Here is a 22740-nt window from a genome sequence, read left to right as displayed (position 1 = left end):
GAATTTAAATAATTAGGTAAAGTAGATAGGATGAAACAAGTTCGAATTCACGGGAGATGTGAAAGTACAAACTTGCGGGGTAACTTACTTACTTAATAAAACCTTTTCATCATGAATATGCAACCTTGTATTGTCAAAATATTAGAAAGAGGGAATTAGAGTTATTTTCTAAGCCTTTATACATAATACGTATTTAGTTGGATTAGTGTCAGAAAAATAAAATTATTAGAAAACCGCTGAGCAAAAAAATCAAGTTTATATTTAGCCATCGTTCCAAAATCTTTAATATATAGTTGCAAATTTTTTACCAATTTTGATGTTTAGAAACTATATAGCCCGCCACTTACAGAGGTAGACACAGTTGCTAAAAGGCTGAGGGTAAAAGTATAGAAAATAGAGTTACAGTAAAACGATATACCAAAGGATACACGCTGAATATAATAACAATATTTATAGAAAGGGGAATTTTATATAATTATAATTTAATATAAGATAATTAAAATGAATTAGAGGAAAAAGCTTTACATGCCATTAATTGAACGCCTAGCGAATTTTTCATCAAGTAAGATAAATAAGGAAGTACATTTTATATACAATTATTTTTGTCGAATAAGATACACAATCAAGACATTTGATAGAGATAAAGTGTGAATAATGAGAAAGGTACTAACTTTTGGATGAAACTAATGTAATTGAAACGTTATGGAATGTACAAGTGCTGCAGAAACAAAGTGATTTGTAATGAATAACGAAGAGTCTTACAAAAAATTATATGAGAATGTATGTGCGGAGGGAATAGACAGTGTTTCCAAAGGAGGATTTATAAACATTCAATTCAATAAATGTAATAGAGGAATTATATTATGAAATCTAATACGATATTATTTAAGAAACTACTCTTATTATGTACAAGGTCTATATCAATTTTTAGTACCTACCCTGTGAAGGAAGATAGGGATTACAAGTCATACAAGAAATAAGAATTTATTGAAGTTGCAAAGGAAGGAGAGGAAAAGGAAAAGTCGAATCCGTCTAAGGACGAAGAGGCTATCAAAAAAACTAAGAAGAAAACAAGGTACAACGAGTGGAGGAATTTAAGAAAAAGGGTGAGGAAATTAATGACAAATATTCGCATTATAAAGATGTGAATGAAAATGTATTAACAGTATGATCAAATTAAAGTCGGAATTTCTTTCGACAAAGTCATAGAGGTAGCGGAAAATCCTAGATTCAGTGAGACAACTAAACTATTTTCTGTTTTAGGATATTAGTTCATGGTGGAGAGGGTTCGACGATTATAACGTTTGATTTTTATAGAAATGTAACGAAGAAAGAGCAAGATGGTGTTAAAAATACTGAGGTTAAAGATGAGAAGGCTAATAAAGAACAAGAAGACCCTAATCCTGAATCTGTTACGAAATCAAGTAATGTAATTCCAAATGATTATTGGGGGCATGGACATAAAAAAACAAAGGAGCTATTGCACGACTAGGATTAAATTATTGATAATAAGGCACGTATAATACACCTGCTACACAAAAGAGAGAAGAACAAGAAATACAACGTAGAGGCGGAGAAAAGGAATTAACTGACTACAATTAGGAGGAAGCATTTTACAAAGAGCAGCAACGCATATATGAAAAAATACAATATTGAGATGAAAACAGAGTTTAATAAAGACAAAAAGTGCTTCAAAGTATGAAAAAACTGTTGAAGAACACTGATGGAAAATTCAGATTTTTTAACCAGCCGGTTTGTTTTACGAACAGTTCTAAGGTACCTAAACAATCGATTCGTATTATTTATTCAATAGGTTTGCTTTTTTTATATCATTAGTCCTAAATAACCGCAAAAAACAAAAACGATAGCAATCTGAATATGTAATTTTGCATATTCACTAGTATCTCATTGTAGTACTCAACATAAATTGCCAAGTAATCAATAAATTATGCCTTTTGTATATAATTTTCGCAAAACCACTTTGACTCATTAATTACCATCATTATAAAATAATAAGAGGATATATCTTATTGGCAGTTATATGCTTAGATATGTCCTTTTTATAATTATAAAGAAGAAATTCAAAAACAGTAAGTAAGTGTAAGGAAAACGAAGCTGAAGCAACAGACAATGCAAATAATGAAGAAACTCAGGGAAATCTGTCTATTGCTGAAGAAAAGAATTACTAAAAGAAAAAGGGGATAAGTTTAAAATGAATATTAATAAATCATTTAAGGGTATCGCAATAGCAGGGTTAAGTGTTAGTTTCATGCTAGTAGGTTGTACATTAAATACATATGGACTTACACAGTCAGAGTATAGAAAAGTAGATAAGTATTATGATGCAGATAAAATGGTATCTGACCTAAAGAAATTGCACTATAGTGATGAACAGATTGAAAATCAACTAAGAAACGCATTGTCTAGAATTGAGTATGAAAAGGGAAGTAAGGAAGACGAATCAAGTAGTAAAGAAAGTAAATCAAATGTATCAGACACAGAAGGTGAAAACAAGGTAAAGGTATCTGAAGAAGATTACCCTTATCGTTTGACTGAACTACACTTAGAATTCCAGTATCATTTAAAAAAATTAGAAAAGAAAACTGATGAATTATTTACAGAAGAGGGTGTCTACATAGGTGAGATAGATTCCTTAATTAGTCACATTAGTTTGGACATAAACCGTTTTGAAAAAATCAAACCACCTAAAAAGTATGAAGACTATCAATTTTTAATACAAGAAGGGGTAGAAGAGATTAGAAAGCACCTAATAAAAGTAGAAGATGCAGTTAGACAGTATGATGCCCGTAAGTATGATGGTGAATATGATAAGGATAAAGCAAAAGAAAGCATACAAAACGGTATGTTTGGGATAGATGATGGTGTTTCTAAATGGGAGACAGTATTTAATGGGATAAACGAGAAATACCCTGATGTAGAGCAAAAGGTAAAGGAAGAGAACCAGAAACATGCGAAAGAGGGTCATCGTGAGGAAGATTTAAACGACAAAGTTAGTGGTTCAGAAGTTGATAAATACAAAGCAGCCATCGTAGAAAATACAAATAAGATGGATGAAGTTATGAGACTGATACAAGATATAGGGCATTCAGATATAAAGGATTATGAGTCAAAGAAAAGTGAAATCCAATTGAGTTTGGATATGGCAAAAATACACGTAAGAGATATCAAATACCTTGAGGCACCTAAAGGGTTAGAAGTTGAACAAAAAAAGATAAAGCAAGCAATGGATAATTACTGGAATGCTCTGCAATTACTCTCAGAGGCATTAGAAGAACAAAATGATAATAAGTTGGAACAGGCAGAAAACAAAGCAGAACAGGCAATGAAACTATTTAAAAAAGCAACTGAGAGTATTAAAAGTAAAACGAACTAATCATGAAAATGGGCATATGGCGGTAGCCCTATTGCAAATTAACAAATAAAAAAAGATAAGATCGGAGTAAAATGTACCCTATAGAATAGACACTTGAAAAAAGTCTATTCTATAGGGTATTTCTTGTATAATAGAAGGAAAATTGGGGTTGGAGAATGTTGGAAATGACAAAAAACTATTTACAGAAAGAGAAATTCAAATTCTATCAAATAACCTATACGTAAAATCTGTAAGTCAGAAAGGTATCACTTATACAAAGGAATTTAAGCATATTTTTATTGAGGAAAATGAAAAAGGAAAGCTACCTCGAAATATTTTTGAAGAATGTGGTTTTGATATAGATATGATTGGAATGAAACGAGTTATGTCATCGGGAAGTAGATGGCGTGCTGCTTATAGAAAAAATGGTGTATTGGGTTTAAGGGGTACACGTATCGAAAACGCTGGAAGAACTCTTGGGAGAGAGCTTACGTTAGAAGAAAAGTATGCCCGTTTAGAAGCCGAACGAAACTTACTAAAGGCGGAAAACGAATTGCTAAAAAAATCAAACTTATGGAAGGGAGGATGAGAAGGAAATAACACTACCACCTAGTCAGAAATTCATCTTGATTCGTTCTGTCATCATGAAATACAACTTAAGGAATATGGTCAGTCATTTGTGTAAAGTAGCTGGTGTATCCCGTTCGGGATACTATAATTACTTTTCAGTTTCATCTTAAGAACAACGGAAACAAAAGAGTGATCGAGATGAAATCTTGAAGGAAACCATATTAAAAGCACTTCGATTTAGAAATAGAAAGAAGGGGGCTCGTCAGATAAAGATGATATTGGCGGGTCAGTTTCAAGGTGTTCTACAATTTAAAGCGTATCCGTAGAATTATGAAGAAATACGAGATTGTTTGTCCGGTTCGCAAAGCGAATCCTTATAAAAGAATGCTTAAAGCTACAAAAGAACATCGAATAGTACTGAATCAATTAAATCGGGAATTTAAACAAAATACCCCAGGGAAAACACTTCTTACAGATATCACCTATTTAGTTTACGGTAAGAATCAAAGGGCCTATTTATCTATAATTTTAGAAGGCTCAACTAATGAAATTTTAGCTTACCATGTTACAGAACAGATGACATTAGAGTTCGTAACGACAACTCTCCATAAACTAAAAAGGAATCCGCGGATTCGATTGACTGAAGGTGCTTATATTCATTCAGATCAAGGATCCCACTACACAAGCCCTACCTATCAAAAGCTAAACCTTGGACAATCCATGTCAAGAAGAGGCAACTGTTGGGATAACGCCCCACAAGAATCGTTTTTTGGTCATCTGAAAGATGAAGCTCATATAAAACCTTGCGAGTCCTTTAATGAATTGAAACAAAAGATTAAGAAATATATGACGTATTATAATCATTATAGATATCAATGGAATTTAAAAAAGATGACTCCTGTTGGATACAGAAATCATCTTCTTGATGTTGCCTAACTTTTTTCAAAATGTCCTTTACAAAGGGTACAGATTATTAAAGATCCCATCTTTTCTTTTGCATAAAGAGTACCAATCAGGTTTATTTACAACGAAAAATAAGATTTTTAGAGAATAGCTTAGAAAAAAATTGTGGGGGTTCAAACAAATGTGGTCACAATTGTTTAAACCTTTAAAGTAAAAAAGTTTTATGAATTTTTAGTGAGATCACAAGCTTTAAATGTTGTAATTTATTTACTTATTTCTCCAATTGGATATATTTCTCTAATTGGATGGAAGTTTAGAATACAGAATCAAAACATAATAGGCTGTTATCGATGAGTTTATCGTAAAGTTGTTATTTAATGTGTCATCAAATAACATTTATATACAATAATACATAAAGAAAAGGAGATATTTATGAAAAAATATAGAGTAATAGACACAACTTAAATAGTATGAATAGTTTAGATTGTAAAAACATGGAGAAGAAAACAAAAAAACTTAAGAGAAATAAGGAAAAATGAGGGAGATAATATGGGGAATAATTCAAAACATAAAACTAGAAAAATACTTGCGGCCACTGCTACAGTAACTATGCTTGCGACTGGAATGATTTCTTCATCAGATGTCTTTGCGGAGCAAAAGGAGCAGCAAAAAAAATTATCAACATCATTGCAAGAAGAAAAGTCAGTTAAATCAGAAAATAGAACATATACAGTCCCAGGAAAAGGGGATGTTGAAGTACTGAAACAACAGGAAAGAAAAAGTATGGCATTTAGTCCATATGAACCAACTGGTTTATATGCAAAGCCAAATGAACAAATAACAATTAATGTAGAAGGAAATCAAGATATTCAAGCATACATTGGAACGTATTCGTATGATGCTTCTTGGAGAGAAGATTCTAAAATAAAATCATTTACATTAAAACCGGGTATAAACACAATCCAATCTCCAAATGGGGGAATGATTTATTTTTATAATAAACAACAAGGTGGTACCATTCGAACAACAGTCACAACAGGTGGGACGACTACTCCTTTCTTTGAACTAGGAAAGCATACGAAACAAGATTTAATAAACATGCTGGACCAATATCCAGATGCACATGCAGTGGAGTTAAAGGGAGAACGTGTATTAATTACGGCTAGCCCTGCACGTGTTAAGAAATATTTGTTGGGTTCTAATACAGATCCTGTACAACTCTTAAAAAAGTTGGATGAAGCTACTCGAATTCAGGACAAAGTAGCTGGATTATCCGAGGAACAAGCAGATAAACATTATATTCATTACGTAGAAGAAAATCATTCGCCCGATTATTATATGTATGCGTATCCTTATCGAACCGCTTATGTAGGAGATGCAATCCAATACGTGTTAGATATTAATAAATTTATAAAAGATGGCTGGGGTCCATGGCATGAGGCAGGACATTTGAGACAACAATGGCCCTGGAATTTTTATAATATGACAGAAGTACAAAATAATATATACAGCCTTTCTGTAGAAAAAGCATTTAATCAACCATCCAATTTAGAGAAAAGTGGAATTTATCCAAAAGCGTTTCAATATCTAGAACAAACGAATAAAAATTATGACGAAATTAGTGATGTTTTTGTTAAGCTTGTTATGCTTTGGCAACTACAGTTAGCATATGGAGAGGATTTCCATCCTAAATTACATCAATTGTATAGAGACATGCCTTCAAGTGAACTTCCACAAACTGATGAAACGAAAAAACAATTATTTATGATTTCAGCATCAAAAGTAGCCAAACAAAATTTGATTCCTTTCTTTGAGAAGTGGGGATTACGTCCAAATAACGATACCATCCAAAAAGTGGCTGCATTAGGATATCCAATTTTAACAGCAGAGATTTGGAAGGGTACGGATTCTAATCCAATTAAACCAGATATGCCTAATGGAAATAATATTTTAGAAGGAAACAAGTTTGCATGGTCATTAAAAGGAATTAGTGATTTTGAGTTTGCTAAAGTCAATTTCAATAAGTCGACAGAAGAAATGCAAATCGACTTAAAAGAAGGCATACCGCATCATTATTTTAATGAAACATATGCGAGTATTAAAGTACAAAATGCATCAGGAAAAGTAGTATATAAGAAAGACATTTATGGAAACAAGCAACAAAATGCTGAACTGCAAAAAGTTCCAGTCAAAGTAGGAGATTATATTGAGTTAACACATCTAGAAGGTGTGCATAGAGCAACTTTTATGAATGTCGATAATAGTAAACAAGAGAGCTTTGGAAAAAAAGCCATATACGAAGTTACAAAGGATGGCCTGAAAACAGTAAATCAAATTGTTAATCCGAAACCAGATACAGAGGCTCCGACACAGCCACAAGGATTATATGCAAGCAACGTTTCTTCTAACAGTGTAGAGCTAAAATGGAACCCTTCTACAGATAATGTAGGTGTAAAAGAATATCAGGTACTACGCGATGGACAATTGATTCAAACGGTACAAGGAACGACGTTTACTGATCAAAACTTAACAGCTAATAAGGAATATAAATATGCAGTGAAGGCTGTAGATGCAGCTGGAAATACATCAATTCAAAGTAACATTCTTCCGATAAAAACAAAAGATCAAAATGTATCTTATGAAAAATGGGATCCGAAGAAGGCATATACAAAGGGTGACAAAGTAGAACATCAAGGGAAAGTGTATGAAGCTGTTCAAAATCATCAAGGAAATGGTGACACGAATTGGATATTTGCTTTATCGTTATGGAAACCAATTACAATCAAGTAATATGTAAGAATCAGATGTGAAGATAGAACAACATCCAGTATTTTGAAGAATTACTGGATGTTGCTTGAATTTTGATAGATTTCTCTATTAAGTTAGTATTCAAAAATAAAAATGAGAAAAGGAAGTAGATTAGTGATTAGTCAGAAAACAAAGAAAAGGTTTAATAAAGTTATTATAATTACCACAGCATGTAGCATGTTTTCTATGTTTGGAACGTCTATTTCGCACACTAAAGCTGCAACACATTCAGCTGCTCCAGCAGTTTATGTCAGTCCCCAAAATATACCTGCCTCAGATATTATTAGTATAGACTGGTCACCAGTTCAGACTCCACCTTATACGTACTGGGCTGTACACAACTGGAATGCAGGTGGTGAAGCTGGAGGATATGCTGGTTTTCAACAACAAAGTGGGTTTGATGAAAATGGAAAACGTACTTTACATTTTGCTTTATGGGATCCAATTTCCTCTAAAGAAGCAATAAAGGCCGAATACTTATCTCCGAATTCGCAAGCTGGACCCTTTGGAGGAGAAGGAACAGGAATGAAGGTTCAAACAACTTATGGTTGGAAAGACTCCAATTGGTACAGAATGACAATGCGTTCATGGCAAGAAAATGGTCATACTAAATTTGGACAATGGCTGAAAGATGTAACAAATAATAAATGGCATCAAATTGCAATTATGGATTTTCCTGTTGCTAATGTTGCATTTAATCATGGATTAGGAATGTTTCAAGAAGACTGGGCTGATAGTGGACAGAATGTTCGAGAAGCGCGCCTGAAAAATGGTTATAGCCGAAAGTTAGTAGATAAACAATGGAGTTCTTGGAATAATCAAAATATCTCAGGGACGCATGATAATACTTATCAATATGATGGAGGAGCCACTTCAGAATATGTATGGGTCAAAGCAGGAGGTAATACGCAGTCTACCATTGGATCAGGAAAAATATTCACGCTAAATCAACCTACTCAACCTGAAATAGGAAAGCTAGATTTTGATATTCAATCTATATATTATGATGATGAAAAAATAAATGTATCTTGGAAACTAAAAGAAAATAGTACACCGCAATTTAAGGGGAAAATTGAAATTTATAACAATGAAAATATGACGGGCCAACCTATTAACGTAATTGATGATATTAAATCTTATCAAAATGGAATCAGTCAATCTATATCATTACCAACAAATGCTTATGCAAAAATTGTATTAACGGATTTATTTGATCAAACTGTTGAGAAAAAGGTACAAATCAAAAATGAATCTCCAAACATTTTTGAAGGTAAAGGATTTGCATGGTCGCTGAAAGGGATTGGCGATTTTGAATTTGCGAAAGTAAATTTAAATAAATCAACAGAAGAAATGCAAATTGATCTAAAAGCAGGTGTACCACATGACTACTTTGATAGTACATATGCAAGTATTAAAGTTCAAAATACATCAGGTAAAGTGATCTATAACAAAGAGATTTATGGAAACAAACAGCAAAATGCTGAATCACAAAAGGTACCAGTCAAAGTAGGAGATTATATCGAGTTAACACATTTAGAAGGTGTGCATAGAGCTACTTTCACAAATGTCGATAATAGTAAGCAAGAGAGTTTTGGAAAAAAAGCCATATACGAAGTTACAAAAGAAGGTCTGAAGAAAGTAGAAAAAATGCCAGAATCAACAATCTTAGATGGAAATCAATTTGGATGGTCATTAAAAGGATATAGTGATAGAGAAATTGCAAAAGTAGATTACGATAAAACTGCAGAAGAGATGAAGATAAAACTAGAAGCAGGTGTACCACATTCCTACTTTGCTAGTACGTATGCGAGTATTAAGGTTCAGAATTCTTCTGGAAACGTTCTGTACAATAAGGAAATCGTGGGAAATAAACAACAAAATGCTGAAAGCCAAACTGTGCCAGTCAAGGTAGGGGATTACATTGAATTTACCCATATAGAAGGAGAAGCAACAAAGGAGAAAACGCGAGCAACTTTAACTAACCTTGAAAATAACAAAAATGAAACCATTGGAAAGACAGCAAGGTATCAAGTTACAAAAGAAGGCCTGAAGAAAGTAGAGAAAATGCCAGAAACAACAGTTTTAGATGGAAATCAATTTGCATGGTCTTTAAAGGGATATAATGATCGAGAAATTGTAAAAGTAGAGTATAACAAAGCAACAGAAAAAATGCAGATTAAATTAGAAGCGGGAGTACCCCATTCCTATTTTACTAGTACGTATGCAAGCATTAAAGTTCAAAACTCATCGGGCAATATTTTGTACAATAAAGCAATTGTAGGAAATAGACAACAAGCTGCTGAAAGCCAAACCGTTTCAGTAAAAGTAGGGGATTATATTGAGTTTACTCATATAGAGGGAGAAGCTCAAATGGAAAAGACACGCGCCACACTTACTAATCTTGAGAATAGTAAACAGGAATTTGTGGGTAAGAAAAAAACATATCAAGTTACTTCTACGGGATTATTAATAAAGTCATAGGTTTCACTACAAAACTCATATTATTGATTTATATATTATATAAAAATCTTAACTATTATGCGTATTAAAAAATGCTCAAGAGAAAATAGATTGGCGGGTATAGTATGAACATATTCAAAGGGTTTCTAATTTCATCAATTGCAATGACAACATTCTTAGGAACAGATCAAATACTATCAGATGATAGTATTCATAATAAAGTTTATGCGGAGTCCTATAATGCTACAAACAAAGAAACTGATTCTAATAAAAGAGATTCACAGGAGGGACAATTAATTGTAAAGTTTAAAAATGAAATGGACTTACCTTATGAAGATGGCATTGAGAAACGAATAAAAAATGGTAATTATGATAATAATTTAAAGAAGTTATTTTCCGAAAATACGGAACTTACTTTGAATCGCCTGTTTTCATCTGTAAATCCGATAGAGATTGAAAAGTTATCATTACATTCTAAATCATTTGCTAATCAATCAGCTGAAAATTTATTAAATTATTATATTGTACAAGCTCCTAATAATATAGAAATAGAATTATTGCTGAAAAAATTTGAAACATCACCTCTTGTAGAGGAGGCCTATATACAAGAAAAACAAATCTTAACACCCCCTGAAGTACAATTACCAGGTTTATCTGTTAATCCATACGATGATCCTAGATTTAAAAATCAAGGATACCTTGAAGCGGCACCAAAGGGAATTAATGCCTCGCATGCTTGGAGCATTAAAGGTGGTGACGGGAAGGGTACAACTTTTGTGGATATGGAATATGGATGGTTATTGAATCATGAGGATTTAGTCAATAAAAATATAAAGCTTATGTCTGGACAAAATATAAGCCAGCATAGAGCTCATGGTACTTCTGTATTAGGAATTGTTTCATCCGAAGATAATCAAATTGGAAATATTGGAATTGCACCAAAAGCGAATGTAAAAGTAATATCCCAAATTAGGGATAATGGAATTTATAATACAGCGGATGCTATTTTAAGTGCTGTACATAATTTACAAGCGGGAGATATTCTTTTATTAGAGGCACAAGCTTCGTATGATGGGTATGGGGATAAATATTTACCTGTAGAAGTACATCCAGATATTTTTGATGCAATTCGTGTTGGTGCAGATAAAGGGATTATTATTATAGAAGCTGGCGCAAATGGTTCAAACGACTTAGATAATTTTAAAGATCGTAATGGAAAAAAGATCTTAAATCGAAATAGTCCAGACTTCAAGGATTCAGGTGCTATTATGGTTGGGGCGGGATCATCAACTGTTCCACATAAACGTTTATGGTTTTCAAATTATGGAAGTCGATTAGATGTATATGGATGGGGAGAAAATGTTGATACAACATCAGCAAATCCAAGTCAAAATACTACAAATTTATATACATCAACATTTAGTGGAACATCAAGTGCTTCACCAATTATTGCTGGGGCAGCAACTTCGATTCAAGGTATTGCTAAAGAACATCGAGGTTCTCCTTATACACCAGCCGAACTAAGAAATATCTTAAGTAATCCAAATACAGGAACAAAATCTCAAGATCCGTGGAATGATAGAATAGGTGTTTTACCTGATCTCAAATCTATATTAGATAACTTAGGTTTTAATCCAGATATACCGAACTCTTCTAATATTTTAGAAGGAAAGCAGTTTACATGGTCACTAAAAGGGATTAGCGATTTCGAGTTTGCTAAAATCAATCTCAATAAATCGGCAGAAGAAGTGCAAGTTGATTTAAAGGCAGGCATACCACATCATTATTTTAATGAAACATACGCGAGTATTAAAGTACAAAATGCATCAGGGAAAGTAGTATACAAGAAAGACATTTATGGAAACAAACAACAAAATGCTGAATCGAAAAAGGTTCCAGCCAAAGTAGGAGATTATATCGAGTTAACACATCTAGAAGGTGTGCATAGAGCTACTCTCACAAATGTTGATAATAGTAAACAAGAGAGCTTTGGAAAAAAAGCCATATACGAAATTACAAAAGAAGGTCTGAAGAAAGTAGAAAAAATGCCAGAAGCAACAATTTTGCATGGAAATCAATTTGCATGGTCGCTAAAAGGAATCAGTAATTTCGAGTTTGCAAAAATTAATTTCAATAAGTCGACTGAAGAAATGCAAGTGGACTTAAAAGCAGGCATACCGCATCATTATTTTAATGAAACATACGCGAGTATTAAAGTACAAAATGCATCGGGGAAAGTAGTATACAAGAAAGACATTTATGGAAACAAACAGCAAAATGCTGAATCACAAAAGGTACCAGTTAAAGTAGGGGATTATATTGAGTTGACACACCTAGAAGGTGTGCATAGAGCTACTTTAATAAATGTAGACAGCAGTAAACAAGAAAGCTTTGGAAAAAAAGTCATGTACGAAGTTACAAAAGAAGGCTTGAAGAAAGTAGAAAAAATGCCAGAAACAACGGTTTTAGATGGAAATCATTTTGGGTGGTCTTTAAAAGGATATAGTGATAGAGAAATCGCAAAAGTTGATTATAATAGGACAACAGAGAAAATGCAGGTGAATTTAGAAGCAGGCGTACCACATTCTTACTTTAATAATACGTATGCAAGTATTACAGTAAAGAATTCAACCGGTAGTGTTGTGTATAATAAGGAAATAGTGGGAAATAGACAACAAACTGCTGAAATCCAAACGGTGCCCGTAAAAGTGGGAGATTACATTGAGTTTACCCATATAGAAGGGGAAGCAGTAAAGGAAAAGACACGCGCTACACTTATTAACCTTGAGAATAATAAACAAGAATATATAGGCAAAAAAAGAACCTATCAAGTTACTTCAACGGGATTAAACAAAATAGATTAACATGAAGAACCTTCTCATTATTAGTTAGATGCAAATAGTCGTTCATTATGAACGGCTATTTGGCTATTATTTAAAGAAAAGTGAAATGTAAATACTCTCTCTTTTGTATATACTCTCCTTGCCATCAACTGCTACATTTGTTTATCAGGGGGGGATTTTAAAAATGTGCTTGAGAATTGATAAATGTTTAAGTGCTATAGATTTGAGAAAAAAGAAACAGAATAGTAAGGTATTTATTGATAAACCCTCTCTTTTATTACAATATTTTACATATTTAGTATGGTGTATATGAGTTCTATGTATATTAAGGGAGGAATGAGAATGAAGAGGTTCATAACATGTGCAAGTGGTAATACAATCTCAAAAAAGTTAGTTTTAATGATGTTGCCGATGGTTTTAATGATATTGATGATTACACCATCGAATGATGTATCGGCAGCCAATCTATCAAAAGCAGGTTCACTAAAAGGCGTGAATTTATTTAATGGAAGTTGGACAGTTGCTATACAGGCAGCAAATTTACAATATGTTTCTGCTGAGCCTTTGGGAAATGTAATAGCAAATCGTAATGCAGTTAATGAATGGGAGAAATTTGAATTAATTCCGACTGGGGAATTATATACGTACGCTTTAAAAGCTAAAAGTAATGGGAAGTATGTTTCGTTTGAGCCTAATGGTAGAGTAGTAGCAGATCGTACATCAATTGGGGCATGGGAAAAATTTATCTTATATAATGGTGGGGATAATAGGATATATGTATTACAAGCACTAAGTAATGGTAGATATATATCAGCAAATGGTGGTAGAGAATTAACAGCTACTAGTTATGTAGCTGGAAGCTGGGAAAGATTTGTTATAGTATACTTCTAAACTTTGAAGTGTTATATATCTAAATAATAATGGCATGTTTAGTTTGTATAAATGCCTAATATAAGAAAGTGTTAAGTATTTAATACAAGTGTATATTAACATGCAAAAAGGGCTGCAAGTAATTAGCAGTCCTTTTTGCATGTTAAATAAGGACTTACTGAGGTTATAATGAAAAGAAAAAGAACCCTATAGGGTTCTTTTTCAAGGCATATTAACAGTAAGGAGAATCATGAAATGCTACTTCAAATCTTTATTAGGGGAAAGATTTTGAATAAGCTTAACATACATCTATTTTTACACAAATGTAAAATATAGTAAATTGATAATATTTATACTTACTATTACTAATATTCAATTAATATAGTTAACACTATACATATAGTGTTAACTGGCATTTAGTACAGTATACATTTAGAAATTTAAAATTAGATTTTATTTGTTAAAAAAGCTAATAGATATATTATTTCAAATTCTAACTAACATTTAAATGGTTTTAATTGAAATTGGTTGTGTATTAAATCTTAAAAGTCAATAAAAGTAAATAAAATAAACAAAGACTCTGTAAAAATTCAGGGTTAAGGGAACGCATAGTTTCTTAGAATCATAATAGCATATATTCTTTGTATAGCTACATGAGGATCTTGACAGAATTAAGAACAAGGTAGAAAATCTGTAAGAAAGTAAATATAGTGTTGGAAATGTGATTTGAAATTAAACTATAGGCATATTGAAATAGGTGAAAACTCTTGAATAACTTGATTAAATTGCTTCTAAATATGAGGTTTAGATTAGAGGGATAATTAGATCTTACTGAAGAGGAAAATATTTTTTAGATTAAAAGAAGAAAAGACACCTTTTAGGTGTCTTTTCTTTAGGTAAACAGTTCACATATTAATGAATTAGATACGAAACCATAATTCGACTACGAAGTAAATCTTAACATAATTTGAACTGAAAAAATATGTAATATTACATTTTTAGTTTTTAACTGTTTTATTGAATAAAGAACAGCAACGTAAATAAAAAGGGCATGAAGTTGTATCTGCCACCCTTTTTAGGAGGAATTCAAGACACCAATAGGACACGTATTGGTAAACAGGTTTAAAAATAGTATATGTGAAAAGAAAAAGTTCTATACCAAAAGTAGACAGGACCTTATCTTTTTTACATTTTCAAAAATGAAATACCGTCCTTTTTGAAATCAGTACAGTACAAACTTGATTTGTAATGAAATTAGAAAAAGTATACATGGAAATGGCAGACAACTATTTTGTTGCCTGCCGGTGCCAATGGGTTGAATGAGTTAGTCAATTCAATAAATTGTGCTATCCCATTACCAGAAGAGTGAAGCCGCTAGTTCAAACGGCTTAGACATAGTTTGCCTAATAAAGAAAAAATTATGATTAAAGATTTTGTTTGCTCTATATGAAAAGATAAATAGATATTCATCAGACAAGGATAATTTAGCATACCTTGAATAGGGTGTAGAAACGAATTAAAGAAAAGGATATTTATTTAGGAAGGGACTGACTCAGGAGTGGGACTTTCGGACAGGATTTGGGGAGCGGTGGTTGCCTTTGGCATTGCGACTAATATCGTTGCTTGTATAATGGCAGTATACATTCAAAAATATGAGCAAATGATAAATCATCTTACAAATATTTTATTTTTAATAATTATCTCTTTAACGTTTATTAAAATGAAAATTAACAAATGGGTGGCTTTAGGATTTACATTGGTTGTAATAGAGAAAGGTATTAAGGCGGGATATGATTTCTACACACATAATTATTATGGTGTCAGTTGGAGTTTGGCTATCATTGCCTATTGCATATTCGAGATGGAAAAGTATGATATTGAAATAAATGAATAGCCACAACAATAAGCTGTTAGTAGGCGGAATTCTTTTTAAATATACAATAATGATGGGGAATTAACTTTTGTGTATGTAAATAAAATACGAATATGTAATGAAAAAATAAAACTTAAAAAATTTATCATTTTAGCCAAGAAGACTCTTTCCTCAAGGAGCGTGAAGGATCACAGTCCAGTGATTGAGTAGGTGGGAGATGAATTGACTTCGAACAAGGGGTGGCAGGAAGCCATCTTAATTGTTCGACATACATAAAGTGTTACTCCACTATCTACGGAATATACGTTCGGTGTATGGTAGTCATATACCGAAGTGGAGGTGAATTAAATGACGATTAATAAAGCCTATAAGTTTCGTATCTATCCAAATAAAGCATAAGCAATTCTAATCAACAAAACGATTGGTTGTTCTCGCTTTGTATTTAATTATTTCCTATCCTTATGGGATCACGCATACAAAGAAACAGGAAAAGGCTTGACCTATGGTACATGCATAAGTTAGCAAAAGTAATTAGTGAAGTATCTTGGTCGCAATTTCGATCCATGTTAGAATACAAAGCAAAATGGTACGGCAAACAAGTCATTGTCGTATCGAAAACATTTGCTTCCAGCCAAGTATATTCTTGTTGTGGATATCAAAACAAAGACGTTAAAAATCTAAACCTACGTAAATGGGACTGTACTTCTTGTTGTACACACCATGATAGGGATATTAACGCAAGTATCAATATAAAAAATGAAGCGATAAGGCTTCTAACCGCAAGGGCTGCGGGGTTAGCCTAATCAATTAGAGTTCAATAGAACTCTTTACTTAGGAATCCCTCACTTCTAAACGAAGTGGAAGTGGGGGTAGTTCCAGATGTAACGAAATCTAGATCACAGAAAATGTAGAGAAAAGAGGAAAAGGTTATGGGGAAACATAATCAAGTTTTTGAGAAAACAGATCGAATTATTTTGAGAAGGTTTAGTATTGATGACACAAATTACTTTCATTTTTATCGTTCTAATCCAGTAGTGGCTAAATTTCAGTCATGGGAAAACTATCAATATCATGAAGCAAAAACGTTTGTAAATGAACAAATTAAAAATAATCCTAATCAACCAGGTACTTGGTTCCAATTCGCAATTGCTTTGGCTGAAAATAACAAAATAATTGGAGATTGTGCGCTTCACACACTTTTAAGTGATTCTCGCATCGTAGAAATTGGATTTACTCTTTCTCCAGAATATCAGGGAAATGGATATGCGACTGAAGCTATTTGTGCTTTATTGAATTACATATTTCATTCATTACGGAAACATAAAGTGATTGCCTTTTCGGATGTTCGAAATAACAAGTCTATTTCTGTGCTAGAACGTGTGGGTATGAGGAGAGAGGGGCATTTATTACAGAATTATATGCTAAAAGGGCAATGGATTGATGAATATCAATATTCATTATTAAAGTCTGAATGGAAGGACGCTAGATAATAATCAAATTCAAAAATAAAGTATGATGGGTGTAAGTTTAAATACTTATAAAAAAGACACTACAAGAGTGTCTTTTTTTTGAAAATACTCTATAATTAACTTTGGGGAAGGTAATGTTAGAGTATTCGTTTAACATTATCTTTATATTTGATAATCCATGAAATCGAAAGATTTTGTGGTTTATTTTTTGAACAATAGATATTACAGTATTGGCAGTGAGCTATTGACCATTATAAACATTAGGAGACAAGGGATTAAAAGTCTAACATCGAATAACGGTTCCGGAATATAGCGTTGCGAAATGATCTCCCATATCCCAAACGGTACTAGCCTGTATATAGCCCTTAAAGCCATCTGAAGAATAATAAATTTCTTTTGGTATACTTTCTTTAGATTGGAAATGTGCTTTAGAGTACTTTACATAATGGTTTTTAATAACCTTTGATTCTGGAACAATAGTGTTTTTTTGTTCCAATGTTGGCCTAGCACTAGAAGGTGGTATGAATTTTACAGTGTCTTGGTAATTAGGATCTAAGGTGTCAGCTTGTACACTGTGTGACGAAACAAAGACGCTTAAACTACTTCCCGCGATTAAAGTTGCAAATACTAACTTTGAGAATTTTGTTAATCTACTCATTTTATAATCTCCTTTTTATTATTTTGTAAGGTATCTCCTTACACCTCACAGTCTATATCCACTACAAAAGGGTGTACATACATATTGATAGACAAATTTCTACAAAATAACTCATGTTTTGGCTTTTATGTATAATAATCCAATGTCTAATAATCTATCAAAAGTAAAAAGGTAGGTCTTATATAAAAGAAAATGAATAATTTATGCAGAGTTTGTATATGGAATTATTGTTTAAATATTCTAAAATGAGTTGATAAAGATGTTGGTATGTTTTTGGGAAAACAAATGATTCCCTAGGTGAAATTTGGAAGGAAGATTCTCTGTTAGAGTTTTTATAAGGCAATCCATTTTCGTAGATTTAAAATGTAAAAATAACTAAAGAATTAAGTACAAGCACACATTTTAACAACAGGAAAAGCAGGTTATATTATTTGTATCATTGAAAAAGAATTACCAAATAATTATGCTTTGGGTAAAACATTAAAGCAAAGAATAGGCTTAGAAAATACCTATTTTAGATTTGAATGTGAATAATCAACAACTAAGGGAAGCACAAACTCTAAGGTGTCTTCCCATATTTAATATTTTTTATCAATAATCAATAGTAACAGAGTCTAAATAAAAAAGTGAGAAGAATGAATAACATTCTTCTCACTTTCAGCAATTAGGGTGGCATATTCATCAATATGCATTAGGGTGGAATTTTGGATGAAAAATCCACATGCATAGTATAACAAACTACATAATGTAGATTATATGTAATATTGCATATAGGGAAAGATTCTTCTATAGAAATAAAATACAGTTTATACCGAATTATTGATTTATTATAAAATAATAATATATTATCGGATTTTATATCTATTACTTATGTATACGTGTTACAATAAACTTCTTCAATTTATTTTATTCTCCTATATAGAATTTATGGTTTAGTTATCTCTTACAACAAAATCGGCCGTAGTAAATGATTCATGAATAGTGTGATGCATATAGAATGGTTCAAAGGCTGTTAAACATAATCATACAAAGGATAAATTTACGTAGTTATTTTTTAGAGAATTTATTATGGTAAAGACTTCATCCGATTTGAATAGCGCTAAATTAAAATTTTTATCCAATTAAGGTCAAATAATATCTGTTAAATGAAGGTTATGTTTCATCCATTTTATTGGGAACAATTCGTAGTTTTAGAATTGCTGAATATGAAAAGATAACATATTCGAAAGGAGGATAGATAAAACGCAGCCTGTGAAATTTAAATCGCAAAATAAGGAATTTCAGATAATAGGATTTAATAGGGGTTTCATTTCGAATGGTACTGTAAATATATGTAGAAAAAATAAAGGAGAAAAATTTAAATAAACTATATCAGTAGTAAAAGTGAAAGGGAGAAGTATCTAGTGTTTAATATAAAAGAACGTTTGGGACTAATAAAGCTTAAAACGAAGTTGTCTATGGCATTTATTGCAATATTAATTATACCAAGTCTAATCGTAGGAATATCATCTTATAATAAAGCAAAAACAGATCTTAATGAAACAATTTTACAATCAGCACAAGATAATATAAGTATTTTAGATAAGATTGTTGATAATGAATTAGAAAATAAGCAAACAGATGTCACTCATTTTGCAAAGGTACTCACACAAGGTAATTATAACCCTGAACAATCGCAAAATGTACAGAGTAAATTTGATCAATATATACAGTTACATCCAGAGATAGAAACGATTTATACCGCATCTAGTAACAATCAATTTATTCATGCACCTGTTGGAAAAATACCAGAAGGGTTTAATCCGTTAGAAAGCAGTTGGTATAAGGATGCAGTAAAAGCAAATGGAGAGATTATTGTTTCATCTCCATATAAATCAAAGTCTACAGGAAATATGGTAATAGCAATTGCAAAGCAAAATGCAGATAAAAGTGGTGTCATTGGCGTAGATTTGAATATTAAAGATATAGTAAAAACATCCAAAATGATTAAAATTGGAAAGCAAGGATTTGTATCTATAGTCAGTCAAGATAAAACAATAGTTGTTCATCCATCACTAAAGCCAGGAGAGAAATTAGAGAAAACTTTAGCGGATGAACTGTACAAAAAAGAAGATGACGTAATTACTTATAGCCTTAACGGGGAAGATCGAAACATAAGCTTTAAGACAAATAAAAAAACAGGTTGGAAAATAGCTGGCGTAATGCCTACGAAAGAAATTGAAGAAGCTACCAATCCTATTTTTTATAAAACGCTCACTATAATAGGGGCTTCATTATTGTTAGGTGGAATTGTAATTTTATTCATACTTAGATCTATTATTAATCCACTAAGACAATTAGTTATTTCGGCCCAAAGAATTAGTCAGGGAGATTTAACCGAGAAAATAGATATTCGTTCAAAGGATGAACTTGGTCAATTAGGCGGAAGTTTCAATACAATGGCAGAGTCGTTACGTAATATTATTTCTCAAATTAACACATCTGCAGGACATGTAGCTGCGTCTTCTGAGGAACTAACTGCTAGTGTAGAACAAGCAAGTGTTGCGACGGAACAAATTACAAAAGAGATGGAAGAAATCTCGAACAGTGCAGAGGTTCAAAATAATGAAGTTGAGTCTGGGGCTGAATTAATTGGTGAGGTAACACGAAATATTCAATATGTAGCTGAGAATGCATCTGAAGTATCGGCTTCATCCATATACACAAAACAAAAAGCCAATGAAGGTGAACAATTAGTAGAACAAACTGTAACACAAATGCAGTCTATCCATCACTCTGTTTCTCAATCCGATAATGTAATAAAATTATTAGATAAGAAATCGCAACAAATTGGCAGTATATTAGAAGCGATTCAAAATATTGCGGAACAAACAAATTTATTAGCATTGAATGCAGCAATTGAAGCAGCTAGAGCAGGAGAACAGGGGCGAGGATTTGCAATTGTTGCCGATGAAGTTAGAAAGCTAGCAGAGCAATCATCCGATTCTTCGATGGAAATTGGAAGTTTAATTAAGGAAATACAAGCAGACGTACATGAGACTGTAAAAGCTATGAATGAAGTAGGAGTAGAAGTACAGTCGGGAATTAAGGTTGCGAATGATACAAAACAAAGTTTTTATGAGATTTCAAAATCTGCAAATGATATTGTATCAAAAGTGCATGGTATGGTAGAACTATCAAATAAAATGACAACTGATGCAATGAAAGTTGATACATCGATTGATCAAATTGCTATGGCTGTAAAAGAGAATTCTTCAAGTATGCAAACGATAGCTGGTTCATCTGAGGAACAACATGCTTCTATGGAAGAGATAAATTCTTCAGCAATACAATTAGCACAGATGGCGGAAGAACTTCAAGAGTTAATTGGTGGATTTAAGATTTAAGTTGAGATTCTAGGAGAGAATGCTAGAATCTTGTTACAGAGTGGAAATGAAAAATCTTATAACATAGTATATAAGTATAATACGTACTCTCTACACGTATTGAACAGGCAGATAAGCCATTTAAAAACCCTCCATTTGGAGGGTTTTTAAATACATTTACATTAAATTTGTTGTGGTGCACCACCATCACTATATGAAGGAGCAGGATAATGTCCATGGGTAGCAAGTTGATCTGTTTTAGAAAACTGAGAAATTCCCACCGTTAACACACCAATGAAAGCAATGCCAGATAATAATAAGCTGATTTTTTTCATTATTTTAAGACTCCTTTTTCAATTAATTTTAGTCTTGCTTGATAACAAATATGGAAATAGTCACTTACCTTTTTGTGGTTCTCTAATTGTCTACATTTTGTGGCAAATAATTCAGCGTATTCGACAACATATTCCCATAACTCTTCTTTCTCAAAGTATAAGATTCCTTCTTGAATGATTTTTTCTAATTCTTCCAATGGAATGTTTTCGTTTAATCTTTTTAAAATAAAGAAGTGATGCATATATTCTTCGTTATGGATTTCTCTGCAGATTTTTAATCCCTTAACAATGAGTTTGCTAGCCGTCGATTGTTCTCCTAACTTATAATGTTCCTTAGCTTGTAGGAAGAAAGCCTTGAAGTGTGTAGGGATTTTCTCTGTTACTTCTGAAAGGTTGCGAATAGCTAAAGTAGACATACTTTGATCAGAATACAGCCACCCCATAGTACTTTTTACGTATAACAAGGAATCTTCTACCTTATTCTTTTGTAGTAAATCAATTGCACATTTTAGATATTCTTCAGCTTGTTCGTACTGTTTTAAATAGATGCAGCAACCACCTAACAAACTATTACAAAAGGCTGTTTTTACTTCATAACCTTCATACTTTGAAAAAATTGTTCTCGATTTATTTGCGTATTCGATAGAAGCGAGCATGTTATAGGTATGGTGATAAAAAGTAGCAATTCTATAGTAGAATTCAGCGTGTTCAATTTCATCTGGTATGTCTATTAATATCTTTTCTGCCAGTTTATAATGTTCCTCTGCTTCAGTATAATTTGATATAAAAGTGGAATGAATGGATTTGAAAAAGTGATAGTAGAAGCGTAGGAAATGGTCTGTAGGCATATCATAGTCGCTAATAGCATCAAAGCTATTTTGTTGAATACCAAGGCTATCTGTTAAGACAGTGTAACGAAATTCAAGTAGTGAGTAATATAGTAATAAATTTTGATCTTGATGCTCTTGATTCGGTTCAATGCTTAACTGATTAATTTTTTCATCAATTTTCTTTTTTAGATTAGTAGCTTTTATAACTTGTTGAGATAGCATAGATCGATACCAGTCGTTCAATAGAGAGGTTAACTGCTCATTTCCTTTTACTGAGACACTCATAATATACGCCCCCATCTTATAGGAATATCCTAATCCAATTTAATTGTAACTATCATAGCAAAATAGAAGTAAAAATGGAGTGATTTTACAATTTTTTC

11 protein-coding genes and 3 pseudogenes are annotated in these 22740 nt (G+C 32.3%); 11 read left to right on the top strand and 3 right to left on the bottom strand.

Annotated features, from left to right (window positions below; translation table 11 throughout):
- Positions 1–2212: 2212 nt before the first annotated feature.
- The 10 genes and pseudogenes from ACS2MN_RS25335 to ACS2MN_RS25290 all read left to right on the top strand — a co-directional run bounded on the left by ACS2MN_RS25335 (position 2213) and on the right by ACS2MN_RS25290 (position 17190).
- Positions 2213–3394, top strand: coding sequence for a DUF7018 domain-containing (lipo)protein (locus ACS2MN_RS25335; RefSeq protein WP_098126687.1), 1182 nt, complete (start codon positions 2213–2215; stop codon positions 3392–3394).
- A gap of 123 nt (positions 3395–3517) precedes the next feature.
- A pseudogene (locus ACS2MN_RS25330) lies at positions 3518–4879 on the top strand (IS3 family transposase).
- 516 nt (positions 4880–5395) lie between these two features.
- Positions 5396–7636 (top strand): M60 family metallopeptidase, encoded by a 2241-nt coding sequence (locus ACS2MN_RS25325; RefSeq protein WP_198130838.1) that lies wholly within the window; start codon positions 5396–5398, stop codon positions 7634–7636.
- A 132-nt stretch (positions 7637–7768) separates the two neighbouring features.
- Positions 7769–10135 carry a putative mucin/carbohydrate-binding domain-containing protein gene (locus ACS2MN_RS25320; RefSeq protein ID WP_346994575.1) on the top strand — a complete coding sequence of 789 codons (2367 nt, stop codon included), beginning with the start codon at positions 7769–7771 and terminating at the stop codon, positions 10133–10135.
- A gap of 104 nt (positions 10136–10239) precedes the next feature.
- Positions 10240–12978, top strand: a complete 2739-nt coding sequence (locus ACS2MN_RS25315; protein ID WP_346994574.1) for a putative mucin/carbohydrate-binding domain-containing protein — start codon at positions 10240–10242, stop codon at positions 12976–12978.
- A gap of 321 nt (positions 12979–13299) precedes the next feature.
- Positions 13300–13848 carry a fascin domain-containing protein gene (locus ACS2MN_RS25310; protein WP_000819406.1) on the top strand — a complete coding sequence of 183 codons (549 nt, stop codon included), beginning with the start codon at positions 13300–13302 and terminating at the stop codon, positions 13846–13848.
- A 1537-nt stretch (positions 13849–15385) separates the two neighbouring features.
- Positions 15386–15721 (top strand): hypothetical protein, encoded by a 336-nt coding sequence (locus tag ACS2MN_RS25305; protein ID WP_346994573.1) that lies wholly within the window; start codon positions 15386–15388, stop codon positions 15719–15721.
- 381 nt (positions 15722–16102) lie between these two features.
- Positions 16103–16213, top strand: a pseudogene (locus ACS2MN_RS25300) (helix-turn-helix domain-containing protein); the annotation flags it as partial.
- Positions 16213–16503 (top strand): annotated as a pseudogene (locus ACS2MN_RS25295) (zinc ribbon domain-containing protein); the annotation flags it as partial. The pseudogenes ACS2MN_RS25300 and ACS2MN_RS25295, both read left to right, overlap by 1 nt.
- Positions 16504–16629: 126 nt before the next feature.
- Positions 16630–17190, top strand: coding sequence for a GNAT family N-acetyltransferase (locus ACS2MN_RS25290; RefSeq protein WP_346994572.1), 561 nt, complete (start codon positions 16630–16632; stop codon positions 17188–17190).
- A gap of 262 nt (positions 17191–17452) precedes the next feature.
- Here the strand turns inward: ACS2MN_RS25290 and ACS2MN_RS25285 are convergent, their stop codons facing one another.
- The gene (locus ACS2MN_RS25285) at positions 17453–17827 is read right to left on the bottom strand and encodes a hypothetical protein (RefSeq protein ID WP_097954837.1); all 375 of its coding nucleotides are present in this window, start codon (positions 17825–17827) and stop codon (positions 17453–17455) included.
- Positions 17828–19230: 1403 nt separating this feature from the next.
- Between ACS2MN_RS25285 and ACS2MN_RS25280 the strand changes: the two genes are divergently transcribed.
- Complete coding sequence (locus ACS2MN_RS25280; protein ID WP_346994571.1) at positions 19231–21213, top strand: methyl-accepting chemotaxis protein; 1983 nt, start codon at positions 19231–19233, stop codon at positions 21211–21213.
- Positions 21214–21374: 161 nt separating this feature from the next.
- Here the strand turns inward: ACS2MN_RS25280 and ACS2MN_RS25275 are convergent, their stop codons facing one another.
- Entirely contained in the window at positions 21375–21527 is a 153-nt protein-coding gene (locus ACS2MN_RS25275) for a hypothetical protein (protein ID WP_098001428.1), read from the bottom strand.
- Entirely contained in the window at positions 21527–22642 is a 1116-nt protein-coding gene (locus ACS2MN_RS25270) for a tetratricopeptide repeat protein (protein WP_346994570.1), read from the bottom strand. Before ACS2MN_RS25270 ends, ACS2MN_RS25275 begins: the two co-directional genes overlap by 1 nt.
- Between the last annotated feature and the right edge of the window lie 98 nt (positions 22643–22740).

It is taken from the genome of Bacillus cereus group sp. BceL062, assembly GCF_051780025.1.
GTDB lineage: Bacteria > Bacillota > Bacilli > Bacillales > Bacillaceae_G > Bacillus_A > Bacillus_A toyonensis.
Note: the sequence above shows the minus strand (reverse complement) of the source record. Positions and strands in the feature narration are given on the sequence as shown.

Coding starts and splice junctions, on each gene's coding strand:
- ACS2MN_RS25290 (WP_346994572.1), top strand. CDS start 16,630: ATGGGGAAACATAATCAAGTTTTTGAGAAAACAGATCGAATTATTTTG.
- ACS2MN_RS25285 (WP_097954837.1), bottom strand. CDS start 17,827: ATGAGTAGATTAACAAAATTCTCAAAGTTAGTATTTGCAACTTTAATC.
- ACS2MN_RS25270 (WP_346994570.1), bottom strand. CDS start 22,642: ATGAGTGTCTCAGTAAAAGGAAATGAGCAGTTAACCTCTCTATTGAAC.
- ACS2MN_RS25335 (WP_098126687.1), top strand. CDS start 2,213: ATGAATATTAATAAATCATTTAAGGGTATCGCAATAGCAGGGTTAAGT.
- ACS2MN_RS25325 (WP_198130838.1), top strand. CDS start 5,396: ATGGGGAATAATTCAAAACATAAAACTAGAAAAATACTTGCGGCCACT.
- ACS2MN_RS25315 (WP_346994574.1), top strand. CDS start 10,240: ATGAACATATTCAAAGGGTTTCTAATTTCATCAATTGCAATGACAACA.
- ACS2MN_RS25310 (WP_000819406.1), top strand. CDS start 13,300: ATGAAGAGGTTCATAACATGTGCAAGTGGTAATACAATCTCAAAAAAG.
- ACS2MN_RS25275 (WP_098001428.1), bottom strand. CDS start 21,527: ATGAAAAAAATCAGCTTATTATTATCTGGCATTGCTTTCATTGGTGTG.